Source organism: Janibacter sp. UYMM211, assembly GCF_040547045.1.
GTDB lineage: Bacteria > Actinomycetota > Actinomycetes > Actinomycetales > Dermatophilaceae > Marihabitans > Marihabitans melonis.
This window is the reverse complement of sequence record NZ_JBEPOY010000001.1, coordinates 1-18,993: the sequence shown is the minus strand read 5'-3', so window position 1 is coordinate 18,993 and position 18,993 is coordinate 1. Positions and strand designations below refer to the sequence as shown.

At 68.6% G+C, this 18,993-nt stretch carries 21 protein-coding genes, 1 tRNA gene and 1 pseudogene; 11 read left to right on the top strand and 12 right to left on the bottom strand.

The window, feature by feature from the left end; genetic code table 11:
* Positions 1 to 2: 2 nt before the first annotated feature.
* The 3 genes from ABIB53_RS00115 to ABIB53_RS00105 are packed head-to-tail and all read right to left on the bottom strand — an operon-like array spanning position 3 to position 3,261.
* Complete coding sequence (locus tag ABIB53_RS00115) at positions 3 to 551, bottom strand: DUF6328 family protein (protein ID WP_354586632.1); 549 nt, start codon at positions 549 to 551, stop codon at positions 3 to 5.
* Entirely contained in the window at positions 551 to 2,236 is a 1,686-nt protein-coding gene (locus ABIB53_RS00110) for an alpha-amylase family protein (protein ID WP_354586631.1), read from the bottom strand. Before ABIB53_RS00110 ends, ABIB53_RS00115 begins: the two co-directional genes overlap by 1 nt.
* Complete coding sequence (locus ABIB53_RS00105; RefSeq protein WP_354586630.1) at positions 2,233 to 3,261, bottom strand: TIGR03885 family FMN-dependent LLM class oxidoreductase; 1,029 nt, start codon at positions 3,259 to 3,261, stop codon at positions 2,233 to 2,235. The genes ABIB53_RS00110 and ABIB53_RS00105 overlap by 4 nt, the downstream gene beginning before the upstream one ends.
* Positions 3,262 to 3,346: 85 nt before the next feature.
* Here ABIB53_RS00105 and ABIB53_RS00100 point away from each other — a divergent pair, with 85 nt between their 5' ends.
* The 5 genes from ABIB53_RS00100 to ABIB53_RS00080 all read left to right on the top strand — a co-directional run bounded on the left by ABIB53_RS00100 (position 3,347) and on the right by ABIB53_RS00080 (position 6,204).
* Entirely contained in the window at positions 3,347 to 4,357 is a 1,011-nt protein-coding gene (locus ABIB53_RS00100) for a chorismate-binding protein (RefSeq protein ID WP_354586629.1), read from the top strand.
* On the top strand, positions 4,354 to 5,202 hold the full coding sequence (locus tag ABIB53_RS00095) for an aminotransferase class IV (RefSeq protein ID WP_123091864.1): 849 nt from the start codon (positions 4,354 to 4,356) through the stop codon (positions 5,200 to 5,202). Before ABIB53_RS00100 ends, ABIB53_RS00095 begins: the two co-directional genes overlap by 4 nt.
* Before the next feature lie 5 nt (positions 5,203 to 5,207).
* Complete coding sequence (locus ABIB53_RS00090) at positions 5,208 to 5,774, top strand: PGPGW domain-containing protein (RefSeq protein WP_236572294.1); 567 nt, start codon at positions 5,208 to 5,210, stop codon at positions 5,772 to 5,774.
* Positions 5,775 to 5,845: 71 nt separating this feature from the next.
* Positions 5,846 to 5,922, top strand: a tRNA-Val gene (locus ABIB53_RS00085).
* Positions 5,923 to 6,081: 159 nt separating this feature from the next.
* Positions 6,082 to 6,204: a hypothetical protein gene (locus ABIB53_RS00080; RefSeq protein WP_354586628.1), complete on the top strand. Its 123-nt coding sequence runs from the start codon at positions 6,082 to 6,084 to the stop codon at positions 6,202 to 6,204.
* Between the two features lie 1,122 nt (positions 6,205 to 7,326).
* Here the strand turns inward: ABIB53_RS00080 and ABIB53_RS00075 are convergent.
* The 4 genes from ABIB53_RS00075 to merA all read right to left on the bottom strand — a co-directional run bounded on the left by ABIB53_RS00075 (position 7,327) and on the right by merA (position 10,624).
* Positions 7,327 to 7,593 carry a PepSY domain-containing protein gene (locus ABIB53_RS00075; protein ID WP_354586627.1) on the bottom strand — a complete coding sequence of 89 codons (267 nt, stop codon included), beginning with the start codon at positions 7,591 to 7,593 and terminating at the stop codon, positions 7,327 to 7,329.
* Positions 7,590 to 7,934, bottom strand: a complete 345-nt coding sequence (locus tag ABIB53_RS00070) for a hypothetical protein (RefSeq protein ID WP_354586626.1) — start codon at positions 7,932 to 7,934, stop codon at positions 7,590 to 7,592. The genes ABIB53_RS00075 and ABIB53_RS00070 overlap by 4 nt, the downstream gene beginning before the upstream one ends.
* A gap of 480 nt (positions 7,935 to 8,414) precedes the next feature.
* Complete coding sequence (locus ABIB53_RS00065) at positions 8,415 to 9,002, bottom strand: recombinase family protein (RefSeq protein ID WP_072623518.1); 588 nt, start codon at positions 9,000 to 9,002, stop codon at positions 8,415 to 8,417.
* Between the two features lie 221 nt (positions 9,003 to 9,223).
* Positions 9,224 to 10,624 (bottom strand): mercury(II) reductase, encoded by a 1,401-nt coding sequence (gene merA / locus ABIB53_RS00060; protein WP_017838447.1) that lies wholly within the window; start codon positions 10,622 to 10,624, stop codon positions 9,224 to 9,226.
* 105 nt (positions 10,625 to 10,729) lie between these two features.
* Between merA and ABIB53_RS00055 the strand changes: the two genes are divergently transcribed.
* The 5 genes from ABIB53_RS00055 (at position 10,730) to ABIB53_RS00035 (ending at position 15,592) form a co-directional block, all read left to right on the top strand.
* Complete coding sequence (locus tag ABIB53_RS00055) at positions 10,730 to 11,119, top strand: heavy metal-responsive transcriptional regulator (RefSeq protein WP_007928756.1); 390 nt, start codon at positions 10,730 to 10,732, stop codon at positions 11,117 to 11,119.
* 648 nt (positions 11,120 to 11,767) lie between these two features.
* A complete protein-coding gene (locus ABIB53_RS00050) occupies positions 11,768 to 12,412 on the top strand; it encodes an ATP-binding cassette domain-containing protein (protein WP_354586625.1) in 645 nt (214 codons plus the stop codon).
* Between the two features lie 20 nt (positions 12,413 to 12,432).
* Positions 12,433 to 14,358 (top strand): FtsX-like permease family protein, encoded by a 1,926-nt coding sequence (locus ABIB53_RS00045; RefSeq protein ID WP_354587346.1) that lies wholly within the window; start codon positions 12,433 to 12,435, stop codon positions 14,356 to 14,358.
* Positions 14,359 to 14,639: 281 nt separating this feature from the next.
* Positions 14,640 to 14,999, top strand: a complete 360-nt coding sequence (gene cmtR / locus ABIB53_RS00040; protein ID WP_028708027.1) for a Cd(II)/Pb(II)-sensing metalloregulatory transcriptional regulator CmtR — start codon at positions 14,640 to 14,642, stop codon at positions 14,997 to 14,999.
* Positions 14,996 to 15,592, top strand: coding sequence for a cadmium resistance transporter (locus tag ABIB53_RS00035; RefSeq protein ID WP_030153505.1), 597 nt, complete (start codon positions 14,996 to 14,998; stop codon positions 15,590 to 15,592). Before cmtR ends, ABIB53_RS00035 begins: the two co-directional genes overlap by 4 nt.
* A gap of 66 nt (positions 15,593 to 15,658) precedes the next feature.
* On the opposite strand, the pseudogene ABIB53_RS00030 reads toward ABIB53_RS00035, so the two are convergent.
* Positions 15,659 to 15,913: pseudogene (locus tag ABIB53_RS00030) on the bottom strand (oxidoreductase dimerization domain-containing protein); the annotation flags it as partial.
* A 174-nt stretch (positions 15,914 to 16,087) separates the two neighbouring features.
* Here ABIB53_RS00030 and ABIB53_RS00025 point away from each other — a divergent pair.
* Positions 16,088 to 16,657 carry a GNAT family N-acetyltransferase gene (locus ABIB53_RS00025; RefSeq protein ID WP_354586623.1) on the top strand — a complete coding sequence of 190 codons (570 nt, stop codon included), beginning with the start codon at positions 16,088 to 16,090 and terminating at the stop codon, positions 16,655 to 16,657.
* Between the two features lie 157 nt (positions 16,658 to 16,814).
* On the opposite strand, the gene ABIB53_RS00020 is transcribed toward ABIB53_RS00025, so the two are convergent.
* The 4 genes from ABIB53_RS00020 to ABIB53_RS00005 form a co-directional block, all read right to left on the bottom strand.
* Positions 16,815 to 17,237, bottom strand: a complete 423-nt coding sequence (locus ABIB53_RS00020) for an arsenate-mycothiol transferase ArsC (RefSeq protein WP_354586621.1) — start codon at positions 17,235 to 17,237, stop codon at positions 16,815 to 16,817.
* Positions 17,234 to 17,596, bottom strand: a complete 363-nt coding sequence (locus ABIB53_RS00015; RefSeq protein WP_354587345.1) for an arsenate reductase ArsC — start codon at positions 17,594 to 17,596, stop codon at positions 17,234 to 17,236. Before ABIB53_RS00015 ends, ABIB53_RS00020 begins: the two co-directional genes overlap by 4 nt.
* Positions 17,597 to 17,689: 93 nt before the next feature.
* Positions 17,690 to 18,307 carry an arsenate reductase ArsC gene (locus tag ABIB53_RS00010; protein ID WP_354586619.1) on the bottom strand — a complete coding sequence of 206 codons (618 nt, stop codon included), beginning with the start codon at positions 18,305 to 18,307 and terminating at the stop codon, positions 17,690 to 17,692.
* A partial coding sequence (locus ABIB53_RS00005; protein WP_354586618.1) for an arsenic resistance protein occupies positions 18,307 to 18,993 on the bottom strand: 687 nt, incomplete at its 5' end. The genes ABIB53_RS00005 and ABIB53_RS00010, both read right to left, overlap by 1 nt.

The window sequence follows — 18,993 nt, the reverse complement described above, 5'->3', positions numbered from 1 at the left end:
GATCAGGACGAGGACCGCGAAGGGGGCGGGCTGCCGGCACGACCGGCGGCCCGCCCCATCTGCATGGGCAGCACGACCCACAGGGCGAGGAAGACGGCGGCGCCGACGACGAGCGCGGTGACCGCAGCCGGGGTGCCGAGCAGCACCTCGACGATGAGGTAGAGCACGGCGAGCAGGCTGAGGGCGAGCGAGACCATGCCGCCCTGGGCGCACCGGTTGCCGAAGGCGACGAGCTCGCGCTTCGCGTGCCGGCGGAAGAGCAGCCGGTGCGCGCTCACCGGTGCGGCGAGCAGCGCCGTCGCGAGGAGCGCGAGGCAGAAGGCGACGAGGTAGATCACCCGGTGGTGCGGCTCGAGCACCGTGAAACGGGCCTGGAAGGGCAGGGTGAGCAGGAACCCGGCGAGGATCTGCACGCCGGTCTGGACGACCCGCAGCTCCTGGAGGAGCTCCTCCCAGTTGCGGTCGAAGCGCTCGGTCGCCGTCTCGTCCCGCCCGTCGCCCGGGGCGACGTCCCGCCCGTCGTCGGTTCGACCGCCGTCCCCCTTCGCCATCACGCCACCCGGGTGTCCTGCGCGGAGCAGACCCGCAGCCAGAGGAAGCCGTAGCCGTCGATCGTCGTCTCGAGGACCCCCTTCGGCCCAGGCTCGATGCGACGGGGCGCGCCCGGCGTGAGCAGGTCGACGAAGGAGCACTCGTCCGGCAGGTCGGGCACGGTGACCGATATCTCGACCGGCTCGCCGGAGAAGTTGTGCAGAGCGACCATGCGCCACTCGTCCTTGCGGCACACGTGCGCGAGGACCGAGTGCGGCGTGCCGCGCAGCACCTCGACCTGCGACCAGCCGATCTCCGGGCTCTGGCGGTAGCGCTGGATGAGCCGGGAGACGAAGCGCCACAGCGAGTCGACGTCGCCGCGCTGGTCGGCGACGTTGATCCGCTCCGGCCCCCACGGGCCCGACGTCATCGGGCGGACCTGCTGACGCTCGGGCGCCTGGCTGAAGCCGCCCGAGGGGTCCCACTGCATCGGGCTGCGCACGGCCAGCCGACCGGGGATGTCGAGGTTCTCGCCCATGCCGATCTCCTCGCCGTAGAAGAGCACCGGGGTGCCCGGGAGCGAGAACATCAGCGAGTACGCCATCCGGATGCGGCGCATGTCGCCGCCGAGCATCGTCGGCAGCCGGCGGCGCAGCCCGCGGTCGAAGAGCTGCATCTGCGGCTCGGGGCCGAAGGCGTCGAAGACCTCCTGCCGCTCGTCGTCGGTGAGCTTGTCGAGGGTGAGCTCGTCGTGGTTGCGCATGAAGCTCGCCCACTGGCTCTCGTCGGACAGCCGCGGGCGGGATCGCAGCGCCTTGGCCAGCGGGCGGGCGTCGTGACGGGCGAGGGAGAGGTAGGTCGCCTGCATGCCGACGAAGTCGAACTGCGTCGTCAGCTGGTCGGCGTCGGTGCCCCCGAAGAAGAGCTTCTGCTCCGGGTAGGGGAGGTTGACCTCGCCGAGCAGCATGACGTTGCCCCCGCGCCGCGAGACGAAGCGGCGCAGGCTGCGCAGGTACTCGTGCGGGTCGTAGGCGGGGAACTTCCGCTCGGACTCGGGCAGGGTGTCCTCGGCGAAGAGGAAGGGCACGGCGTCGACCCTGAAGCCGCTCACGCCGAGCTGGAGCCAGTAGCCCATCGTCCGGGCGATCTCGTCGCGGACCGCGGGGTTGGCGATGTTGAGGTCGGGCTGGGTCTTGTAGAAGTTGTGCAGGTAGTACTCGCCGGTGCGCTCGTCGAGCTCCCAGATCGAGTCCTCCTGGTCGGGGAAGACCACCTGGTCGGAGGTGTCCGGCGGCGTCGAGGAGCGCCAGACGTACCAGTCGCGGTAGGGGTTGTCGGTGCTCTTGCGCGACTCCGTGAACCACGGGTGCTGGTCGCTCGTGTGGTTCATGACGAAGTCGACGATGACCCGGATGCCGCGCGAGCGGGCGAGGTGGACGAGCTCGACCATGTGGCCGGGTGTGCCGGCCCGCGGGTCCACGCCGTAGAAGTCGGTGATGTCGTAGCCGTCGTCCCGGTCGGCCGTCGGGTAGAAGGGCATGAGCCACAGGCAGGTGATCCCGAGGTCGGCGAGGTAGTCGACACGCTCGGCCATGCCGGTGAGGTCGCCGCAGCCGTCGCCGTCGGAGTCGACGAAGGTCTGCACGTCGGCGCAGTAGAGGACGGCGTGCTTCCACCACAGGTCGGCGGTGTCGGTGAGGTTCACCGGGCTCCCTTCGGGTCGGGCTGGGTCGTGCCGGGTGTCGTCTCGGGCCGGGTCGTCTCGGGGCGGGTCGGCCCCAGGTGCGGGAGCACCTGCTCGGCGAAGGTGTCGAGGTACTCGCGCTGGTCCTGCCCGACGAAGTGGAGGTAGAGCTCGTCGTAGCCGATCTCGAGGTACTCCTGCAGCCACTCGACGTGCTGACCCGGGTCGGCCGAGATGCGCACGGCCTCGGCGACGGACTCGCGGGTGACGTGCTCGCCGATGGCGTCGAAGCCCTCGACGCTGTCGACGTCCCACGCGATCGGCGGCCCGACGGTGTTGCTGCGCCACTGGTCGTGGGCGATCGCCTCGGCCTGCTCCTGCGTGGGCGCCCACGACAGGTGCACCTGCAGCCGGGCCGGGCCGCGGCCGCCGGCGTCGCGGTAGGCGGCGAGCACCTCGCGCAGGCGCTCCACCGGCTGGTTGACGGTGATGAGGCCGTCGGCCCAGTCGGCGTGGCGGGCGGCGGTCTGCGGCGTGACGGCCGGCCCGACGAGACGGGGCACGGGGTCGGCGAGGGTCCACAGCTGCGCGCGGTCGACGACGACGTGGCCGTCGTGGCTGACGACCTCTCCGCGCAGGAGCCGGCGGATGACGTCGACGCACTCGCGCAGCCGCTCGTCACGGATCTCCTTGCGCGGCCAGCCCTGCCCGGTGACGTGCTCGTTGGCCGCCTCGCCGGAGCCGAGCGCCGCCCAGAAGCGACCCGGGTACATCTGGCCGAGGGTCGCGATCGCCTGGGCGAGGATCGCCGGGTGGTAGCGCTGACCGGGGGCGTTGACGACGCCGAAGGGGAGGTCCGTCGTCGCGAGTGCGGCGCCGAGCCAGCTCCACGCGAAGCCCGACTCGCCCTGCCGCGCGCTCCACGGCACGAGGTGGTCGCTCGACATCGCGGCGGTGAAGCCGGCTCGTTCGGCGTGCTGGACGTCGAGGAGGAGCTGGCGGGGGCTGATCTGCTCGTGGCTGCAGTGGTGTCCGATGACCGGCATGGGGACAACCCACCACACGTCGGCCCCGTCGTGGGGCTTAGCGGCGTGCGCCGTCCAGCCTCGGGGGCGCCCCTATGCTGCGGCCGTGGAGTACGCCCGCTTCGGCCGCCGGCTGCTCACCGACCCCGTGGCGGTGAGCACCGACCTCGCCGACCTCGACGACGGCGGCCAGTGGGCGGTCGTCGTGACCTTCGAGGGCGAGGTGACGGCGGTCCGCTTCGCCCGGGCGGAGCAGACCTCCGACGCCCCGGCCACGGGTCCGTGGGTCCCGCCCGGTAGGTGGTCGTCCTCGATGTCGGAGGGGGAGTACCTCGCCGGGGTCGAGCGGGTCCGCGAGCACGTCGCGGCCGGCACGGTCTACCAGGTCAACCTCTGCCGGGTCCTCACGGCGCCCCTGGCGCCGCAGGCCCACCTCCCCGCCCTGGCGGCGGTGCTCGAGGAGGGCAACCCCGCCCCCTTCGCCGGGCTGGTCCACGTGCCCTCCGCCGGGCTCGACGTCGTGTGCGCCTCGCCCGAGGCCTACCTGCTGCGCGACGGCGATCGGGTGGTGAGCCGCCCGATCAAGGGGACCGGGCGGGTGCCCTCCGACCTCGGGGCGAAGGACCACGCCGAGAACGTCATGATCACCGACCTCGTGCGCAACGACCTCAGCCACGTCGCCGTCCCCGGCACGGTCGACGTCGAGGCGCTGTGCGCGCTCGAGGAGCACCCGGGTCTGCTCCACCTCACGAGCGACGTCGCGGCCCGGCTGCGACCGGGTATCGGGTGGGCCGAGCTGGTCGGGGCGACCTTCCCGCCCGGGTCGGTGAGCGGTGCGCCGAAGTCCTCTGCGCTGCAGGTGATCCGCGAGCTCGAGCCGGTCCGCAGGGGTCCGTACTGCGGCGCGATCGGGTGGGTCGACGCCGACGCGGGACGGGGGGAACTCGCGGTGGGCATCCGCACGTTCTACGCCGAGCAGGGGCCCGCCGGGCGCGTCCTGCGCTTCGGCACGGGCGCCGGCATCACGTGGGGGTCGGACCCGGGCCAGGAGTGGCGCGAGACCGAGCTCAAGGCGGGCAGGCTCGTCGGTCTGTCATCTGGAAGAGTTGGGGTATGAGCATGGGTGTCACGGTCTGGGTCAACGGCGAGCTCGTGGACGGGGGGCAGGCATCTCTCACCGCGCTCGACCACGGTCTGACCGTCGGTGACGGGGGCTTCGAGACGTGCAAGGTCGTCGACGGGGTCGTCTTCGGGCGCACCCGTCACCTGCGTCGCCTCGAGCGCACGCTCGAGGGTCTCGGGCTCACGGGCTTCGACGCCGACCACCTCGACGAGGGGGTCGAGGCGGTGCTCGCCGCCGGTGGCCCGATGCCGCTGGGCCGGCTGCGCTGGACGGTGACCGGGGGAGTCGGGCCGCTCGGCTCGGACCGCTCGGACACCCCGCTCACCTACGTCGTGGGCCTCGTGCCCGCCTCGCCGCTGCCGAGCCACGCCCACGTCGCGACCGTGCCGTGGACGCGCAACGAGCGCGCGGCGACCGCGGGGCTGAAGACGACGTCCTACGCGGAGAACGTCATCGCGCTCGCCCGGGCGAAGAGCCAGGGCGCCGACGAGGCGATCTTCCTCAACACCCGCGGCGAGCTGTGCGAGGGCACGGGGTCGAACGTCTTCGTCGTCCGAGACGGCGTCGTCCTCACCCCGCCGCTCGAGTCGGGCTGCCTGGCCGGCATCACCCGCGCCGTGACGATCGAGTGGTGCCGCGAGGCCGGTCTCGAGGTCCGCGAGGAGACCCTGCCGGCGGACGCCATGGAGACGAGCGACGAGGCCTTCCTCACGAACACGATGCGCGACGTCCAGCCGATCGCGACCGTCGACGGCCGCGCCCTGGCGACCCAGACCCCGGTCACCGACCAGGCGGCGGCGATCTTCGCGACCCGCTCCGCCGAGCGGATGGACCCGTGACCTCGATGGAGGCCACGCGGGGGGAGCAGCAGGAGGAGGAGCGTCGGGGCCTCGGGCTCGACGCGCAGGGTCACCGTCGTCCGTACCGAGCCATCCGGCGCGACCAGCACGAGCTCGTGCGCGAGGAGCTGCTGGAGCGCTTCGGCGAGAACCAGACGATCGACCCCGAGGAGGACACGATCCGGTGGCGGCGCGCGGTGCGCCTCAACCCGGTGCTCGGCCCGGTCTACCGCATCGGGGTCTTCGTCGCCGGGCTGGCGCTCATCGTCGTCGGCATCCCCATGGTCCCCCTCGTCGGCCCGGGCTGGGTCGTCATCTTCGTCGGCCTCTTCCTGTGGTCGACGGAGTACATGTGGGCCCGCCGGGTCACGCAGTTCGTCAAGGCCGAGGTGAAGTCCTTCGAGCAGTGGGCCCGTCACCTGCCCCTCGCCGCGAAGATCCCGCTCGTCATGGTCTCGGTCGCGATCGGCTGGCTGTGCTTCTACCTCGCCCTCCTCGTCACCGGGCTCCCGGGGTGGACCCCGGACGTCGTCGAGGAGTACCTGCGGATGCTCCCCGGGCTGGGTGCGTAGCCCGATGTGACGAAGGGGGAGAGCGCCAGGTACTCTGCACTGGCTTCACCGCCTCACCGCGGCAGCACCACGGACGTATAGCTCAGCTGGTTAGAGCGCTCGCTTCACACGCGAGAGGTCAGGGGTTCGAGTCCCTTTACGTCCACCAGCCAAGAAGCCCGAGATTCTGCGGAAAAGTCAGAGTCTCGGGCTTCTTGCTTGGGTTCGTGCGTACACAGTGCGTATCTAAGCGCCGGTTCGGGGCATGAATCGGCCCCGCCACGGCGGTAACCGTGCGGGGCCAGACGACAGCGTTAGGAGCGCTCTCGTGGAACCCATGCTACTCGCCATCGCCCTGCCGCCTCTAGTAGCGGCGTGCCAGTCCATCGGCCTGGTCGGTCTCGGCCTCCTGGTCGCGGCCATCCTCGTCATCGAGGCGATCGAGCGATGACCCTGGAAGTGCGCCGCGCAGCGGCCCCTTTGAAGCTCCCCTCTGGCACAACCGTGGCGACTCGAGGCCTGGACGGCTCCTGACCCCCGACGGCGGGGTGACAGGGCCTCCCGCCGGCTTGCGCTCTCTCGACACCTAACGAGACGGCGTAGGCGCACAACTAGTCGCCCCCGGTGATCGACCCCCAACCGTGCGAACCGGCGCACGGTGCCCCCGACCTCAGGCAGTGCACGGCCGGTCGAGGGTCTGACTCAGCCTGGTCTCGATTCGAGGCCGGGCTAGAGGGCATGGGCGCGAACTCTGCGGGGTCGGCTTCTTTGGGAGGGTTCGCCAGAGGTGTGCCCTCCGGTCCGACCAGAACACCGCAGACGCACCCTCAAGCCCTTGACGAAGTGGCACGGCTCGGCCGGACGACTGGTTCAGCCCTTCTCCACCGGGGGAACCTTGCTGAGCCAGCGACGCAGCATCCGCTCTCTCTCGACCAAATGATCCTTAGGACCTACGTGCCTGCCCTTGAGCGACTCCAGAATCCGCCCGAGAACGTCGAGCTGTTGCTCGATCCGCGCGCGGAGCTCAGCGGCGCGGGACGCGCACCGCTTGGAGCAGTACATGAGCATCGGACCGCGGCCGATGTAGTCAACGGGTGCGCAGCACTCCGGGTTTCCGCAGGGGGCTGTTGCCCCTATGGGCGCCTCGTCTATGGCGATGTTCACCTGCGCGAGCCAGGCGCGGGGTCCTGGAACCCATCTGGAAGCGTGCCTGAAACACCTGAGGGGTAGCGGGGCGTTGTCACTTTCGATACCTCCGCATCGGAGTCCTGTCATGTCTATGCTGACGCCCTCGATAGTCCCTGCTGCAGCGCGGGCTCGGGCGGTGGCACCTTGGGCTCTTGTTGATTGTCTCTCGCATGATCGTGGGCGAGGTGAGCGATCGACGTCGACCCAAGCAACACTGAAGAGGTGCAGGCTGCGCCATGCGGGTCAATCCGTAGATCACGTGCTCGTCGCGTCGCCTGGTAGACCAAGACCGGCCAGACTGCCACCAGTGGGTTCCGGCCGCTCAGGGGTCTCAGTTGAGCCTCGAGGACGAAATCGATCAATGCTGCCAGCGGCTGAGCGGTGATCAGCTGGTGGGCGTGACGTCACCCGTTGCGGGGTCGACCCTCAGCTCGATCTCGCGGTTGTCGCTATTGGAGATGATCTCGACCTCCCACGCGCCCTGGTCGTCGTCATCCCAGGCCGCGTCGTCGACGGCGCCCGGGGTGTGCGGGACGGAGGCGTCGATGGCCTGCTCGATGGGGAGCTTTGAAGCGGCTGCCGCCCGGTCCTCGTCGTCGGCATGCTCGGCCTCCTCGGTGCGGACGGACTCGTCAGCGGTGTTCGCCTTCACGTCACGCACCTTGTCCCCGACGAGGATGTCGACGTCCCACTGCCATTACGGGCATCCCGGCCCTGGGCGATGACGACCCCCTCGTCCCCGGACTCGGCCCGGACGTGCTCGAGCGCAAGGGCACGTGCGGCGGCTGCCTCCTCGACCGTCCCGGTGGCCTCCCCTAAGGAGGTATCGGAGTCCGTCGAGGATGCACTCGATGTGGCCGTGTCCGAGGTAGCCGATGTAGCGGTTTCCACGGTGGTGGACGTGGCCGCCCGTTCAGAGTTTTCCGAGCATGCCCCGAGAGAGAGCGAGGCGACAACGGCCAGCGACAACGGCGCGATCTGCTGGATGCCCATGCTTTCGACTCTACGACTGCAGTACCCGCGGCTCGAGAGTGCAGTCGTGAGGTGGGCGCCGGGCAGGCGTGGTATAGGTCATGACCGTGGACAACTATCGGGTTCCCGTGCCGCCTCATGTAACCCGGGCATTCACGGAGATTGCGCAGGGAACCCGTCTGTTCGGGCACATGTTTAGAAGCTGCGGCGACCCGGCACCATCCTCTTGTCGCGTTTAATGGGCGTTACTGCGAGACTAACGCGGGCGGGTCAAATGCGACGTCTTCGCGTTGGGCCGTGCGACGAACGGTCGAGGCTGTCGAGAAGCGCTCAAAATTGGAGCAACGCGATTTCTATCTAAGATACGAAGATTCTGGTTGGGCGCACTCCGCCGATGAGGCCGTGCGGCATGATGTCGCGTCCAGCCAAGGTGGTAGGCGCTACTGGCTGTCAAAGGCCGATGGCTCGTTGATATTCAGCCCTGGCGGGTATCTGGCGCGGTCAGGAGTCCTGTGACTGGTCGGTGGCGTTGTGGCGGTAGAACGTGGCGCGGGACCACCCCACGAGTCGGGCTGCGTCTGTGGCGGTGCGTCCTTTGGCGCGTGCATCGTTGACGATCGCGAGCTTCTCGGCGATCACGGCTGGCTCGACGCGGGGTCGCCCGAACTGGGTGCCGGAGGCTTTGGCTGCGGCGATGCCGGCATTGACCCGTTCTGTGATCAGCTCCCGCTCGTATTCAGCCAAGGTGGCGAGCATGTTCAGCATCAGCCGTCCACTGGTGGTGGCTGGGTCGATGCCGTCTTGGATGGAGCGGATGCCGATGCCGGACTCGCGCAGCAGGGTCACCGTGTTCAGCACGTCGATCAGTGAGCGTCCCAGCCGGTCCACTCGCCAGACCACGACCGCGTCTCCAGCGGTGGCGTACTCCAGGAGTCGGCGCATCCCTGGACGTTGCGCTGCGTTCTTGCTGCCCGAGGTCACATCGGAGAAAACGTCCCGAGCCTCGACGCCGGCCTTGGTCAGCGCGTCCAACTGCAACTGCGCGTCCTGACTGGCCGTGCTGATTCTCGTGTACCCCAGAAGTCTCACCCACCCATACTGCCTCAGAAACCCTTCCGGTGATGTCGTCTGAGACGTTTCTCGTCGAGACACTTTTCCGAGACACGCCTGCAGCCGCAGAACCGCGAGAGCTCGGTCCTCGGCAGCGACGTCAGATCGTGTCTCATCAACCTGTAGGTTTTTAAGGCACATTCACGGCGCCAGGCGGGCCGCCGCGGGAGCCCTCGTCCACCCCGCTGGGGCCGCGGGTTTCAGGCGCAGCATGACGTCGGCATCTGGTTTCGGAAGAGGCCGGCCACGATGCGCAGGCTTTCGCTCATGGTCAGGTACGGCGCCCAGGTGTCGGCCAGATCGTCGACGGTCATGCCGCTTTTGATGGCGTAGGTGGCCGCCAGCATGATCTCCCCGGCCCCGTCCGCCAGAGCGTGCACGCCCAGAACCTTGCCGCTCACGGCGTCGGCGACGAGCTTCACCGCCCCGCGGGTGTCGTGCTGGACGAGCGCCCGGGGGACATCGGACAGGTCCAGGACGCGGCAGTCGCACGCGTGCCCTCGGGTGAGGGCCTCGTCCTCGGTCAACCCCGCCGAGGCCAGCTGGGGCCGGGTGAACACGACCGCAGGAAAGCCGGCGTAGTCGACCCGAGCTGCCGGCGGGTACCTGTCCTCGGTCAGGGCGTTGAGCGCGGCGGCCCGACCGCCGGCGGCGGCGGCGTAGACGTACTGGGGAGCCCCCGAGACGTCACCGGCGGCCCAGACGCGCGGGTTGGAGGTGCGCTGGGTCTGGTCGACCACGACGAAGCCGCGCTCGTCCACGTCCACACCGGCAGCGGCCAGGTTCAGGCCGTCGGTGCGGGGCAGGCGTCCGGTGGCCACCAGGACCTGCGCGCCGCGCACCTGTTCGCCCGAGTCCGTGGTCACCACCACCTCTCCTGCGGGGCCTGGTTCGCGGGCCACAGTGGTCGCGCGCTCTTCGACCACGGTGATGCCGTCGTCGGTGAAGACTTCCCGAAGTCTCTGGGCCAGCTCCGGCTCGGCGTGCGGCGCCAGACGCCCGACCACAGAGACCCGGGTGCCGAGGTGAGCGAACAGCTGGGCCTGCTCCATCCCGACGTACCCGCCACCGATAACGACCAGGGACTCAGGCAGCTCGGTCAGCTGCATCGCGGTGGTGGACGTCAGCCGGTCCACAGAGTCGAGACCGACCACCTCCGGGATGGCGGGGGTGGCACCGGTGGCGACCAGATAGGCCCGGGCCCGCAGCGCCTGGCCGTCGACGGCCAGGGTGTCCCCGTCCAGGAAGCTGGCCTGGCCTGGGCGGACCTGGAAGCCGTAGGCAGCGGCCACATCGGCGTACTTCGCATCACGCAGGCGCTCGATGAGTGCGTCCTTCTGGGCCACCAGATCGCCGAGGTTCACCGGTGCGGCTGACGTTGGGGCACCTTTGAAGGGATTGGTGAGCGCGGCGTGCCGGGCCCCGGCGGCCGCCAGGAGCGTCTTGGACGGCACGCAGCCGATGTTCACGCACGTCCCGCCCAGAACACCGCGCTCAACCAGCACGACGCTCTTACCGGCCTGGCTGGCCGCGATGGCGGCGGACATCGCCGCGCCTCCTGAGCCGATCACGGCCAGATCGACGTCGTAGTCCACACCCATTTGCCCACCTTCCTTCGCGTGACCCCTCTTCAGCGTCCATAGTGGACGTTCCAGCGCAGGGGAAGGTCAAGGCGAACATGGACGAGAGCCGAGAAAGGGGCCACTGTGCGCATCGGTGAGTTGGCCGTGGCCAGCGGCACCACAACCAAGACGCTGCGCTTCTACGAAGAAGCCGGCCTACTACCTGCGCCTGAGCGCACCGCCAACGGATACCGCGACTACACCCCTGCGGCCCTGGCGCGCCTGGACTTCGTTCGCCGCGGCCGCACCGCTGGGCTCACCCTGGCCCAGATTCGCGAGATCCTCGACATCCGCGACGCCGGAGTCGCACCCTGCCAGCACGTGCACGCCCTGCTCGAAGCCCACCTGGGCGACCTGGACCGCCAAATCGCCGACCTGCAAGCACTGCGACACACCGTCGCGCACCTTCACCACAGTGCCACCACCAGCGACCCCACCAAATGCGACACCACGACCGTCTGCCGCTATCTGTGACCAGACCGGTGCTCGCGTGTATCGCCATGAGCAGATGCCGCCACAGAGCGTCGACAGAACCCCGCCATATAACGGCGAAAGCCACATCGAATCGGTGAGCGGTCGGACTGGGCGTGGTGTCGCGGTTGACGATCGTCATCGCACGCCGGTGCATCGGGTCGGCGTACCTAGCGCAGTCCCTTGGCCTTCGCTGTCTCCGTTCCGGTTGCCGCTCATGTAGTTCTCTGGTTCGCTCAGGGCGCTAGCTCCTTCAGGCACTGGATCGATCACCAGGGGGGGGCTGGGCAAGGGGACGATCAAATGCGTACGTGGATGAAGGCGGGCGCGGTCACGGCTGTGTTGCTTCTCAACGGGGGAGCGGCGGTGGCCGTCTCGTCATATCAGGGGTCGGACTTCACCCGCGATCTCGACTCGCGTCGTGAGGTCATGGCATGTGACATGGAGTCCGACGGGAACGGAGTTCGCGGCGAGTACGTGCCGAACGGTACGAGCTCTACTCACACGATTTACGACGGCAACGGTGCGAGCAACACCTGTGCTCACTCGGGCTCGTACTCAGCCCGCATCTACAAGCACAGGGTTACGGAGGTGCTCGAGCTCGAGCCCGACGCCCACGGTGCCTGGGTCTACCCGAGGTAGGCGCCACCTGTGAGCGTTCGTGTTCAGGACGTGCACGTGGAGGTGGGCGGCAGGGAGATCCTTCCGCCCACCTCCTTCTCTGTCGCCGACGGCGGGAGCGTAGCCATCGTGGGGCCTTCCGGCTCGGGCAAGTCAACGCTGTTGGAGTGCCTGACCGGCTGGCGGGCAGTATCAGGTGGCCAGGTTGTCATCGACGGTGCAGAGCCTCTGGGGAAGGACGCGGCCAGCCGAGATGCCTATCGACGCAACGAGGTGGGCGTCCTCTTCCAGGAGCACGACCTGCTCCCTGAGCTGACAGTGGGAGAGAATGTCGCACTGCTCGAGACTTTTCGAGGTGGGCCAGCTGGGATAGAGCGGCGCGTCGCTGACCATCTCGACCTCGTCGGTCTTGCTGGGAGGCAGGGTTCGGCGGTCACCACTCTTTCTGGCGGTGAGGCGCAGCGGGTAGCGGTGGCCCGTGCGTTGCTGTCGGCGAAATCCCTTCTCGTAGCGGACGAGCCAACCGCGGCGCTGGACCGGGCAAATGCCGACAACGTGTCGGCGCTCCTAATTGATCTCTCGCGACGTCGCGGGATCCCGCTCGTGCTGGCCACTCACGACCGTCGAGTCGCCGAGCGCTGTGACGAAGTTGTCGACCTCGGTGTGACGAGGTGAGGCTCGCGCTTGTCCTGCGGATGGCGACCTCGTGGGCGTTCACCAAGGACGCCCAGCACCTGTGGCGTGGCCTGGTACTAGCGAGTGCAGCGTGCGCGGCGGTGATCACCGTCATCGTGCATCTCGGTCTGGTGGGGGCCTCCCAGCGGGCCCAGGACCGAGTGGCGGACAGGGCTCTCATGGTGGTCACCGACGAAGGTGGTCTGCACCCACGCGGGACGCGGACTGTGCCTCGGGGGCTGATGTGGGGCGACCAACAGGTGGCGGTCGTGTGGTTGGACCCCCACGACCCCGACGCCCCCCTACCCGCAGGTCTGACGTCATTCCCCAAACCGGGCCAGGTCGCGATATCCCCAGGGTTACGCGATGCAGGCTTCTTGGAAGCAAGCGCGGGGATGCAGGTAGGTCAGGCAGGTTCTGGGCCAGATGGGACGATCGGGCCGTCCGGTCTGGCTAGTGCAAACGAGCTCTTGATCTACGCACGGCCGGCGAAGGGCAGGGAGCTAGGAGTTGATGGTGCGTCGTGGCAGCTGATCACCATCGGCGCACCGTCGACAGACGTCACCGTCAGTGATCCCGCGACCCAGCCATGGCCGTTGATGGTTGAGACGAGCCAACCCTCGCCCACGGTGGCGCGAGAGCTGTACTCCGCGGCAATCCTCGGCGGTGTACCGGCTTTGATCTTGCTGGTGGCTGCTTCGGGAGCGATGTCCGCTGTGCGTCGCGGGCGCATAGCGACGTTGCGACGGCTGGGGATCTCTAGCGGCTCGGTTCGGGCTATTACCGGTGTCGAGGCTGCTCTGCTGGCTGGGTGCGGCGCCGTTGCCGGTGGCCTCATGGGTTGGTTGATCACCCGTCAGATGACCGGTCTGCCAGGTTCGGGACTGCGTTACTTCACCGGAGACCTGTCGGTCGACGCGTCGTGGTCAGCCCTGACGGTGCTCATAGTGGTCGTCACGGCGGCGGTCCTGGCTGCGTCCCGCCTTCCTCGCGAGCAGGACCTGGGGTCCGCGCAGACGTGGTTCGCGGACCACTCCAAGCACCTGCTCGGGATGCTCGCACTGGCAGCCGTCGGCATGGTCGTCGCTGGCCTGCTCGACGCTCCGCGCGCGATCTTCGTGGCGCTGATCATCGCCGCAATCCTGCTCCCGCTGGCACAGCCAGCCGCGATGTCGTTCGCCGCCGCCGCGATCCCAGCACGTCGGGCCTCACTCGCCGTGGCGGTTCGCCGCGTGGCCCACAAGCCTCTCGAGCTCGCCGCTCCAGCGGGTGTGGTCTCGGCACTGGTGCTCCTGGCCATGGCGGGCGGCGGGATACAGGCGCGACTGCTGGAGCCGATTGTCGAACAGACGACAGCATGGCAGGAGCGTGCGCAGGTCGAGATGACTTGGCAGGACCCGCGCCCAGGGGACCTCGACCTGCTGCGGGCGGGAGGTGCGCAGGTCAAGGCCGGTTCGGCAGGGGGTGAGGCCGTGGTGACGGGAACCGTCGAGGAAGTTCGCTCGGTAGAAGCGCGCGCCAACAGATCCCTGGCAGCACCCAACATCCTCGACCTTCGCCAAGGCATGTCACGTCCGGACACGACGTGGGTGATCCCCACCACGCTGTGGGCCACCGGCGTCCTGATCCTGGCCGGTCTGGTCACGTTGGGGAACAGAGTTCTTGGCCTGGTCCGTGACGATGTGCGGATGTTGAGGTCGGGCCTTGGGCAGGGTGACGTCCTAGCTGTTCAACGATGGGAGCTGGCCATAGCGGTGCTCGCTGCCTCGTGTCTCGGGGGCCTGGTCGGAACTGTGTTCCTGGTAGCGGGTGAGCTGGTCGACATCAGCCGGCTGGCTGGCGTAGTCATCCTCATCGGTCCATTGATCGTCCTGCTGATGGGTGGTGTCGTAACGGTCCTCGAACGGACGTCACGAGCCTCGATCAGACGTGCCCGCGACGACTAGCTGTACTAATCTGGGACGTTGGTTGATTGGGCGCGATCCACTGATGTAATCACTGGCGCGGGGAGGACCTCTTGCGGTGGGAGTGGAGCTGCCGATTCGCCGCTAGCTCGCAGGAGGCCCTCGTCTCCCAACGCCAGCTGATTGCCGACAAGATGATTCGTGAGGAATCGCTTTCTGTCGCAGTCGCACTTGACCATCCCCAACTGACACAGCTTCGTTCGCACGCTTAGCGACTCCGGGCTGCGTAAAACCACTTCAGTCCTCGCTGTATAGTTCAGCGCATGCTGACCATTGCTTCTCGCCTGGACGTGATGAACCGGTTGGGCCGCGCGCTGGCCGACCCGACCAGGTCCCGGATCATCCTGACGCTGCTCGACCGGCCGGCCTACCCGGCAGAGCTGGCCCGCGATCTGGACCTCACACGCTCCAACGTGTCCAATCATCTGGCGTGCCTGCGCGACTGCGGCATCGTTGCTGCCGAACCCGAGGGCCGCAAGACGCGCTACGAGATCGCCGATCCCCACCTGACGCAGGCGCTGACCGCCCTGGTTGACGTCACCCTCGCGGTTGACGAGAACGCCCCGTGCATCGATCCTGCCTGCTCGGTGCACGGATGCGACGCAGCAGAGGCGGGCGCGTGATCCTGGCTGCGGTCCTGCAGGCAATCGGCCTGTTCATCGCGACCAACATCGACGACATCATCGTGCTCTCCTTGTTCTTCGCCCGCGGCGCGGGCCAACGCGGGACGACCACCCGCATCTTGGTCGGCCAGTACGTGGGGTTCGCCTGCATCCTCGGTGCCGCTGTGCTGGTGACTATCGGAGCCGGAGCATTCCTGCCCTCAGCAGCTATCCCGTACTTCGGGCTCATCCCCCTGGCCCTCGGTCTCTGGGCTGCATGGCAAGCCTGGCGCGGAGACGATGACGACGATGACGCCAAGGTCACGGGCACGAAGGTCAGCGCGTGGACCGTCGCAGGAGTCACCTTCGCCAACGGCGGAGACAACATCGGCGTCTATGTCCCCGTCTTCCTCAGCGTGGAACCCATCGCAGTGGTCGCCTACTGCCTCGTCTTCCTCGCGCTCGTCGCGGTCCTGGTCGTAGTCGCCAAGTTCGTTGCCACCCGGCCGCCGATCGCTGAAGTCCTCGAGCGCTGGGAACACATCCTGTTCCCCATCGTCCTGATCGGCCTCGGCATCGTCATCCTCGTCAGCGGAGGAGCGTTCGGTCTCTGACGGAGCCAAAGCGAACGAGAGAGGTCGCCAGGCTCGACGCTCCGGTATAGGGATCCCTGTGCGGGTTCATGCTGCGCAGCAGGAGAGTTTGGTGATGTCGGTGGTGAAGGTTTGGGCGGTGAGTTTGAGGCCTTCGGCCATGGTCAGGTAGGGGCTCCAGAGGTTGGCGACCTGGTCGGTGGTCATGCCGGCCTCGAGGATGTAGACGCCGGCGGCGGCGAGGTCACCGGCGTCCTGGGCGAGGGCGGTGATGCCGATGATGCGGCCGGTGTCGGCGTCGGTGACGATCTTGATGAGCCCGCGGGTGTCACGGTTGACGATCGTTACCGCACGCCGCAGCGCGGTGCGGTGCGGTGCGGTGCCGCGACTCGAGTGCTTTCATCCGGTGAAGCCCCGGAAAGCCCGTCTGGGTAACGAAGATCATTCAGCAGTCCTCGCACCCACGGCCCGGCAATTCAGTGGATGCGCTGTGACGTTCCGTGCCACCGTCTGCGCGTGAGCAGAACGAGCCCATGGCCGAAGACCATCGATAGCGTGCTGCTGCGCGACCCCACGCCCGCCGACGTGGACGCCATCGCGAGTTTCCGCAACCTCCCGGAGGTTGGCCGCTGGCTGATCGTCGCCCACGAGTCCATGGAGGACCTGCAGGACTACTGGCCGTCAGTGACGAGCAGCGACACCGACTTCTCCTGCATAGCCGAGGTCGATGGCCAGGTCGCGGGACTCGGGTACCTCGAGATTAACGACGGCACGGGCCAGCCCGGCAAGCCCCAGGGGACCGACGCAAGCATCGGGTACATCGTGCGGCCCGGTTGTCAGGGACGCGGGATCGGCTCAGCGATCGCATCAGGGATCGTGGAGGCAGCTTTCGTCGACCTCGCTCTGCGCCGTGTCACCGCTGGGTGTTTTGCCGACAACACCCCCTCCTGGCGCATCCTGGAAAAGGCGGGTCTCAAGCGGGAGCAGCACGGCCGTAGAGACTCTTGGCACGCCGAGCTCGGCTGGATCGACGGCTACACCTACAGTGCCCTATCCGAGGACTGGCTGCCCAAGCGCGGTCGTTAGACAGCCACTCCGAGTTTGGAGACTGCGCCGATACCGGGCGGAGCCGATCACGGGTGGTTCGCAGAGTTCAAGGTCTCACCCAGACAGCCATCACGACCGGTCTCGCAGTCACATCCGACGATCGTCACTGGACAGGGTGATCAGGTGCTCCGGTCGGTCAGGGCAGGCCCAGCTCGTGGGCCAACGCATCTACGCGCTTGGCGATGTCGTCGCGGATCAGGCGCATCCGCTGCGCCCCTTCGATGCCACGTGTCGAGGGCTCGTCGGTGATCCACCGCTCGACCTTCGCCTGCCCCACCTGCTGGAGGGATGCCTCTTCCCCGAGGATCACCACCCGGTTGACTGACTCCAGCAGGGCCGGGTCGATGGCCTTGGGGTGCTCCCCCTCGACGCTCGCGCCGACCTCGGCGAGGGCGTCGACTGATGCTGCGTTCAAGGAGCCGCCGGGACGGGTGCCGGCTGAGTGGACGTCGACCGACGTGCCGTAGCGGTGGCGCATGAGTGCGGCTGCCATCTGCGACTTGCCGCCGTTCTTGACGCAGACGAACAGCACTGAGGGCCGCGCCTCGCGCGTGCTCATGCGGAAGACCCTGCGGGGACGTCGAGGGAGGCGAGCAGGTCCACGACGCGCTGGCGGATGGCGTCGCGGATGGGGCGCACGGCCTCTACGCCCTGACCGGCGGGGTCGTCCAGGGGCCAGTCCTCGTACCGCTTGCCGGGATAGATCGGGCAGGTGTCGCCGCAGCCCATGGTGATCACGACGTCGGAGCTCTGCACCGACTCGTCGGTCAGGATCTTCGGCTGCGCGGCGCTGATGTCGATGCCGACCTCGCGCATGGCCTCGACGGCCGCGGGGTTGACTGCGTCGCCGGGTGCGGACCCGGCCGAGCGGACCTCGACGGCGTCGCCGGCGAGGTGGGCGAGCCAGGCCTGCGCCATCTGGGAGCGGCCGGCGTTGTGGACGCAGACGAACAGGACGGAGGGGCGGGTGCTGCTCACGGGTGCTCCTTGGTGCGGTGTCGAGAGGGAAGGTCAGTCGAGGACGTCGCGCAGGAGCGCGGTGACGCGGGCCTGGATGTCGTCGCGGATGTCGCGCACGGTGTCGAGGTCGGCGCCGTGGGGGTCGGCGACGCTCCAGTCCTCGTAGCGGCGCCCGGTGTAGATCGGGCAGGCGTCGCCGCAGCCCATGGTCACGATGACGTCGGCGGCGCGCAGGACGGAGTCGGTCAGCGGCTTGGGGTAGGCCTCGGTCAGGGAGATGCCTCGTTCGGCCAGGGCCTGGACGACGACGGGGTTGATCTCGTCGGTGGGCTGGGAACCGGCGGAGCGCACGTGGACCCTGCCGCCGGAGAGGCGTTCGGCCAGGGCCGCGGCCATCTGGGAGCGGCCGGCGTTGTGCACGCACACGAAGAGCAGCTCGGGGACCTCCTTGGTGATGCGTCCCTGCGCCTGGGCTGCCGCGGTGAGGCGTTCCCGGGCGTCCTTGGCCACGAGCACTGGCAGGTAGGTCGGGATCGTGGAGACCAGCTCGAGGCGTTCGCGCGCCTCGTCCACGGCGAGCTGGACGGACTCGCGGGGGAAGACCCCTTCGTAGGAGTAGGACAGGTCGTCGACGATGGCCGCGTAGGGATCGGGCCGGGCCGAGGTCATCAGATCTCCTGGGTGGGCGTGCCGTTGGTGGCCGCGGCGCGTCGGCGCAGGGCGAGCGAGACGTAGACCAGGCCGACGAGGACGGGCACCTCGATCAGTGGTCCGACGACCCCGGCCAGGGCCTGGCCGGAGGTGACGCCGAAGGTCGCGACGGCCACGGCGATGGCGAGCTCGAAGTTGTTGCCGGCGGCGGTGAAGGCGAGGGTCGTCGTGCGCTCGTAGCTCAGCCCGAGGCTGCTGCCGAGGAGGTAGCCGCCGCCCCACATGACGGCGAAGTAGACGAGCAGCGGCAGGGCGATCCGCGCGACGTCGAGGGGCCGGCTCGTGATCTGGTCGCCCTGGAGGGCGAAGAGCAGGACGATCGTGAAGAGCAGCCCGAGCAGGGCGAAGGGAGAGATCCGCGGCAGGAAGGTGCCCTCGTACCAGGCGCGGCCGCGCACCCCTTCGCCGATCCGGCGCGAGAGGTAGCCGGCGAGCAGGGGCACCCCGAGGAAGATCAGGACCGAGACGGCGATCTGCCCGAAGGAGACGTCGAGGGCGGCCTGCTGCAGGCCGAGCCAGCCCGGCAGGACGGCGAGGTAGAACCAGCCTAGGGCGGCGAAGGCGAGGACCTGGAAGAGCGAGTTGAGCGCGACGAGCACGGCGGCGGCCTCGCGGTCGCCGCAGGCGAGGTCGTTCCAGATGAT

Bases quoted from the DNA above. Each gene is read 5' to 3' on its own strand.
- ABIB53_RS00115 (WP_354586632.1), bottom strand. From the start codon at position 551: ATGGCGAAGGGGGACGGCGGTCGAACCGACGACGGGCGGGACGTCGCC.
- ABIB53_RS00105 (WP_354586630.1), bottom strand. From the start codon at position 3,261: ATGCCGGTCATCGGACACCACTGCAGCCACGAGCAGATCAGCCCCCGC.
- ABIB53_RS00095 (WP_123091864.1), top strand. From the start codon at position 4,354: ATGAGCATGGGTGTCACGGTCTGGGTCAACGGCGAGCTCGTGGACGGG.
- ABIB53_RS00090 (WP_236572294.1), top strand. From the start codon at position 5,208: ATGGAGGCCACGCGGGGGGAGCAGCAGGAGGAGGAGCGTCGGGGCCTC.
- ABIB53_RS00070 (WP_354586626.1), bottom strand. From the start codon at position 7,934: ATGGGCATCCAGCAGATCGCGCCGTTGTCGCTGGCCGTTGTCGCCTCG.
- merA (WP_017838447.1), bottom strand. From the start codon at position 10,624: ATGGGTGTGGACTACGACGTCGATCTGGCCGTGATCGGCTCAGGAGGC.
- ABIB53_RS00045 (WP_354587346.1), top strand. From the start codon at position 12,433: ATGGCGACCTCGTGGGCGTTCACCAAGGACGCCCAGCACCTGTGGCGT.
- cmtR (WP_028708027.1), top strand. From the start codon at position 14,640: ATGCTGACCATTGCTTCTCGCCTGGACGTGATGAACCGGTTGGGCCGC.
- ABIB53_RS00020 (WP_354586621.1), bottom strand. From the start codon at position 17,237: ATGAGCACGCGCGAGGCGCGGCCCTCAGTGCTGTTCGTCTGCGTCAAG.
- ABIB53_RS00015 (WP_354587345.1), bottom strand. From the start codon at position 17,596: ATGGCGCAGGCCTGGCTCGCCCACCTCGCCGGCGACGCCGTCGAGGTC.
- ABIB53_RS00010 (WP_354586619.1), bottom strand. From the start codon at position 18,307: ATGACCTCGGCCCGGCCCGATCCCTACGCGGCCATCGTCGACGACCTG.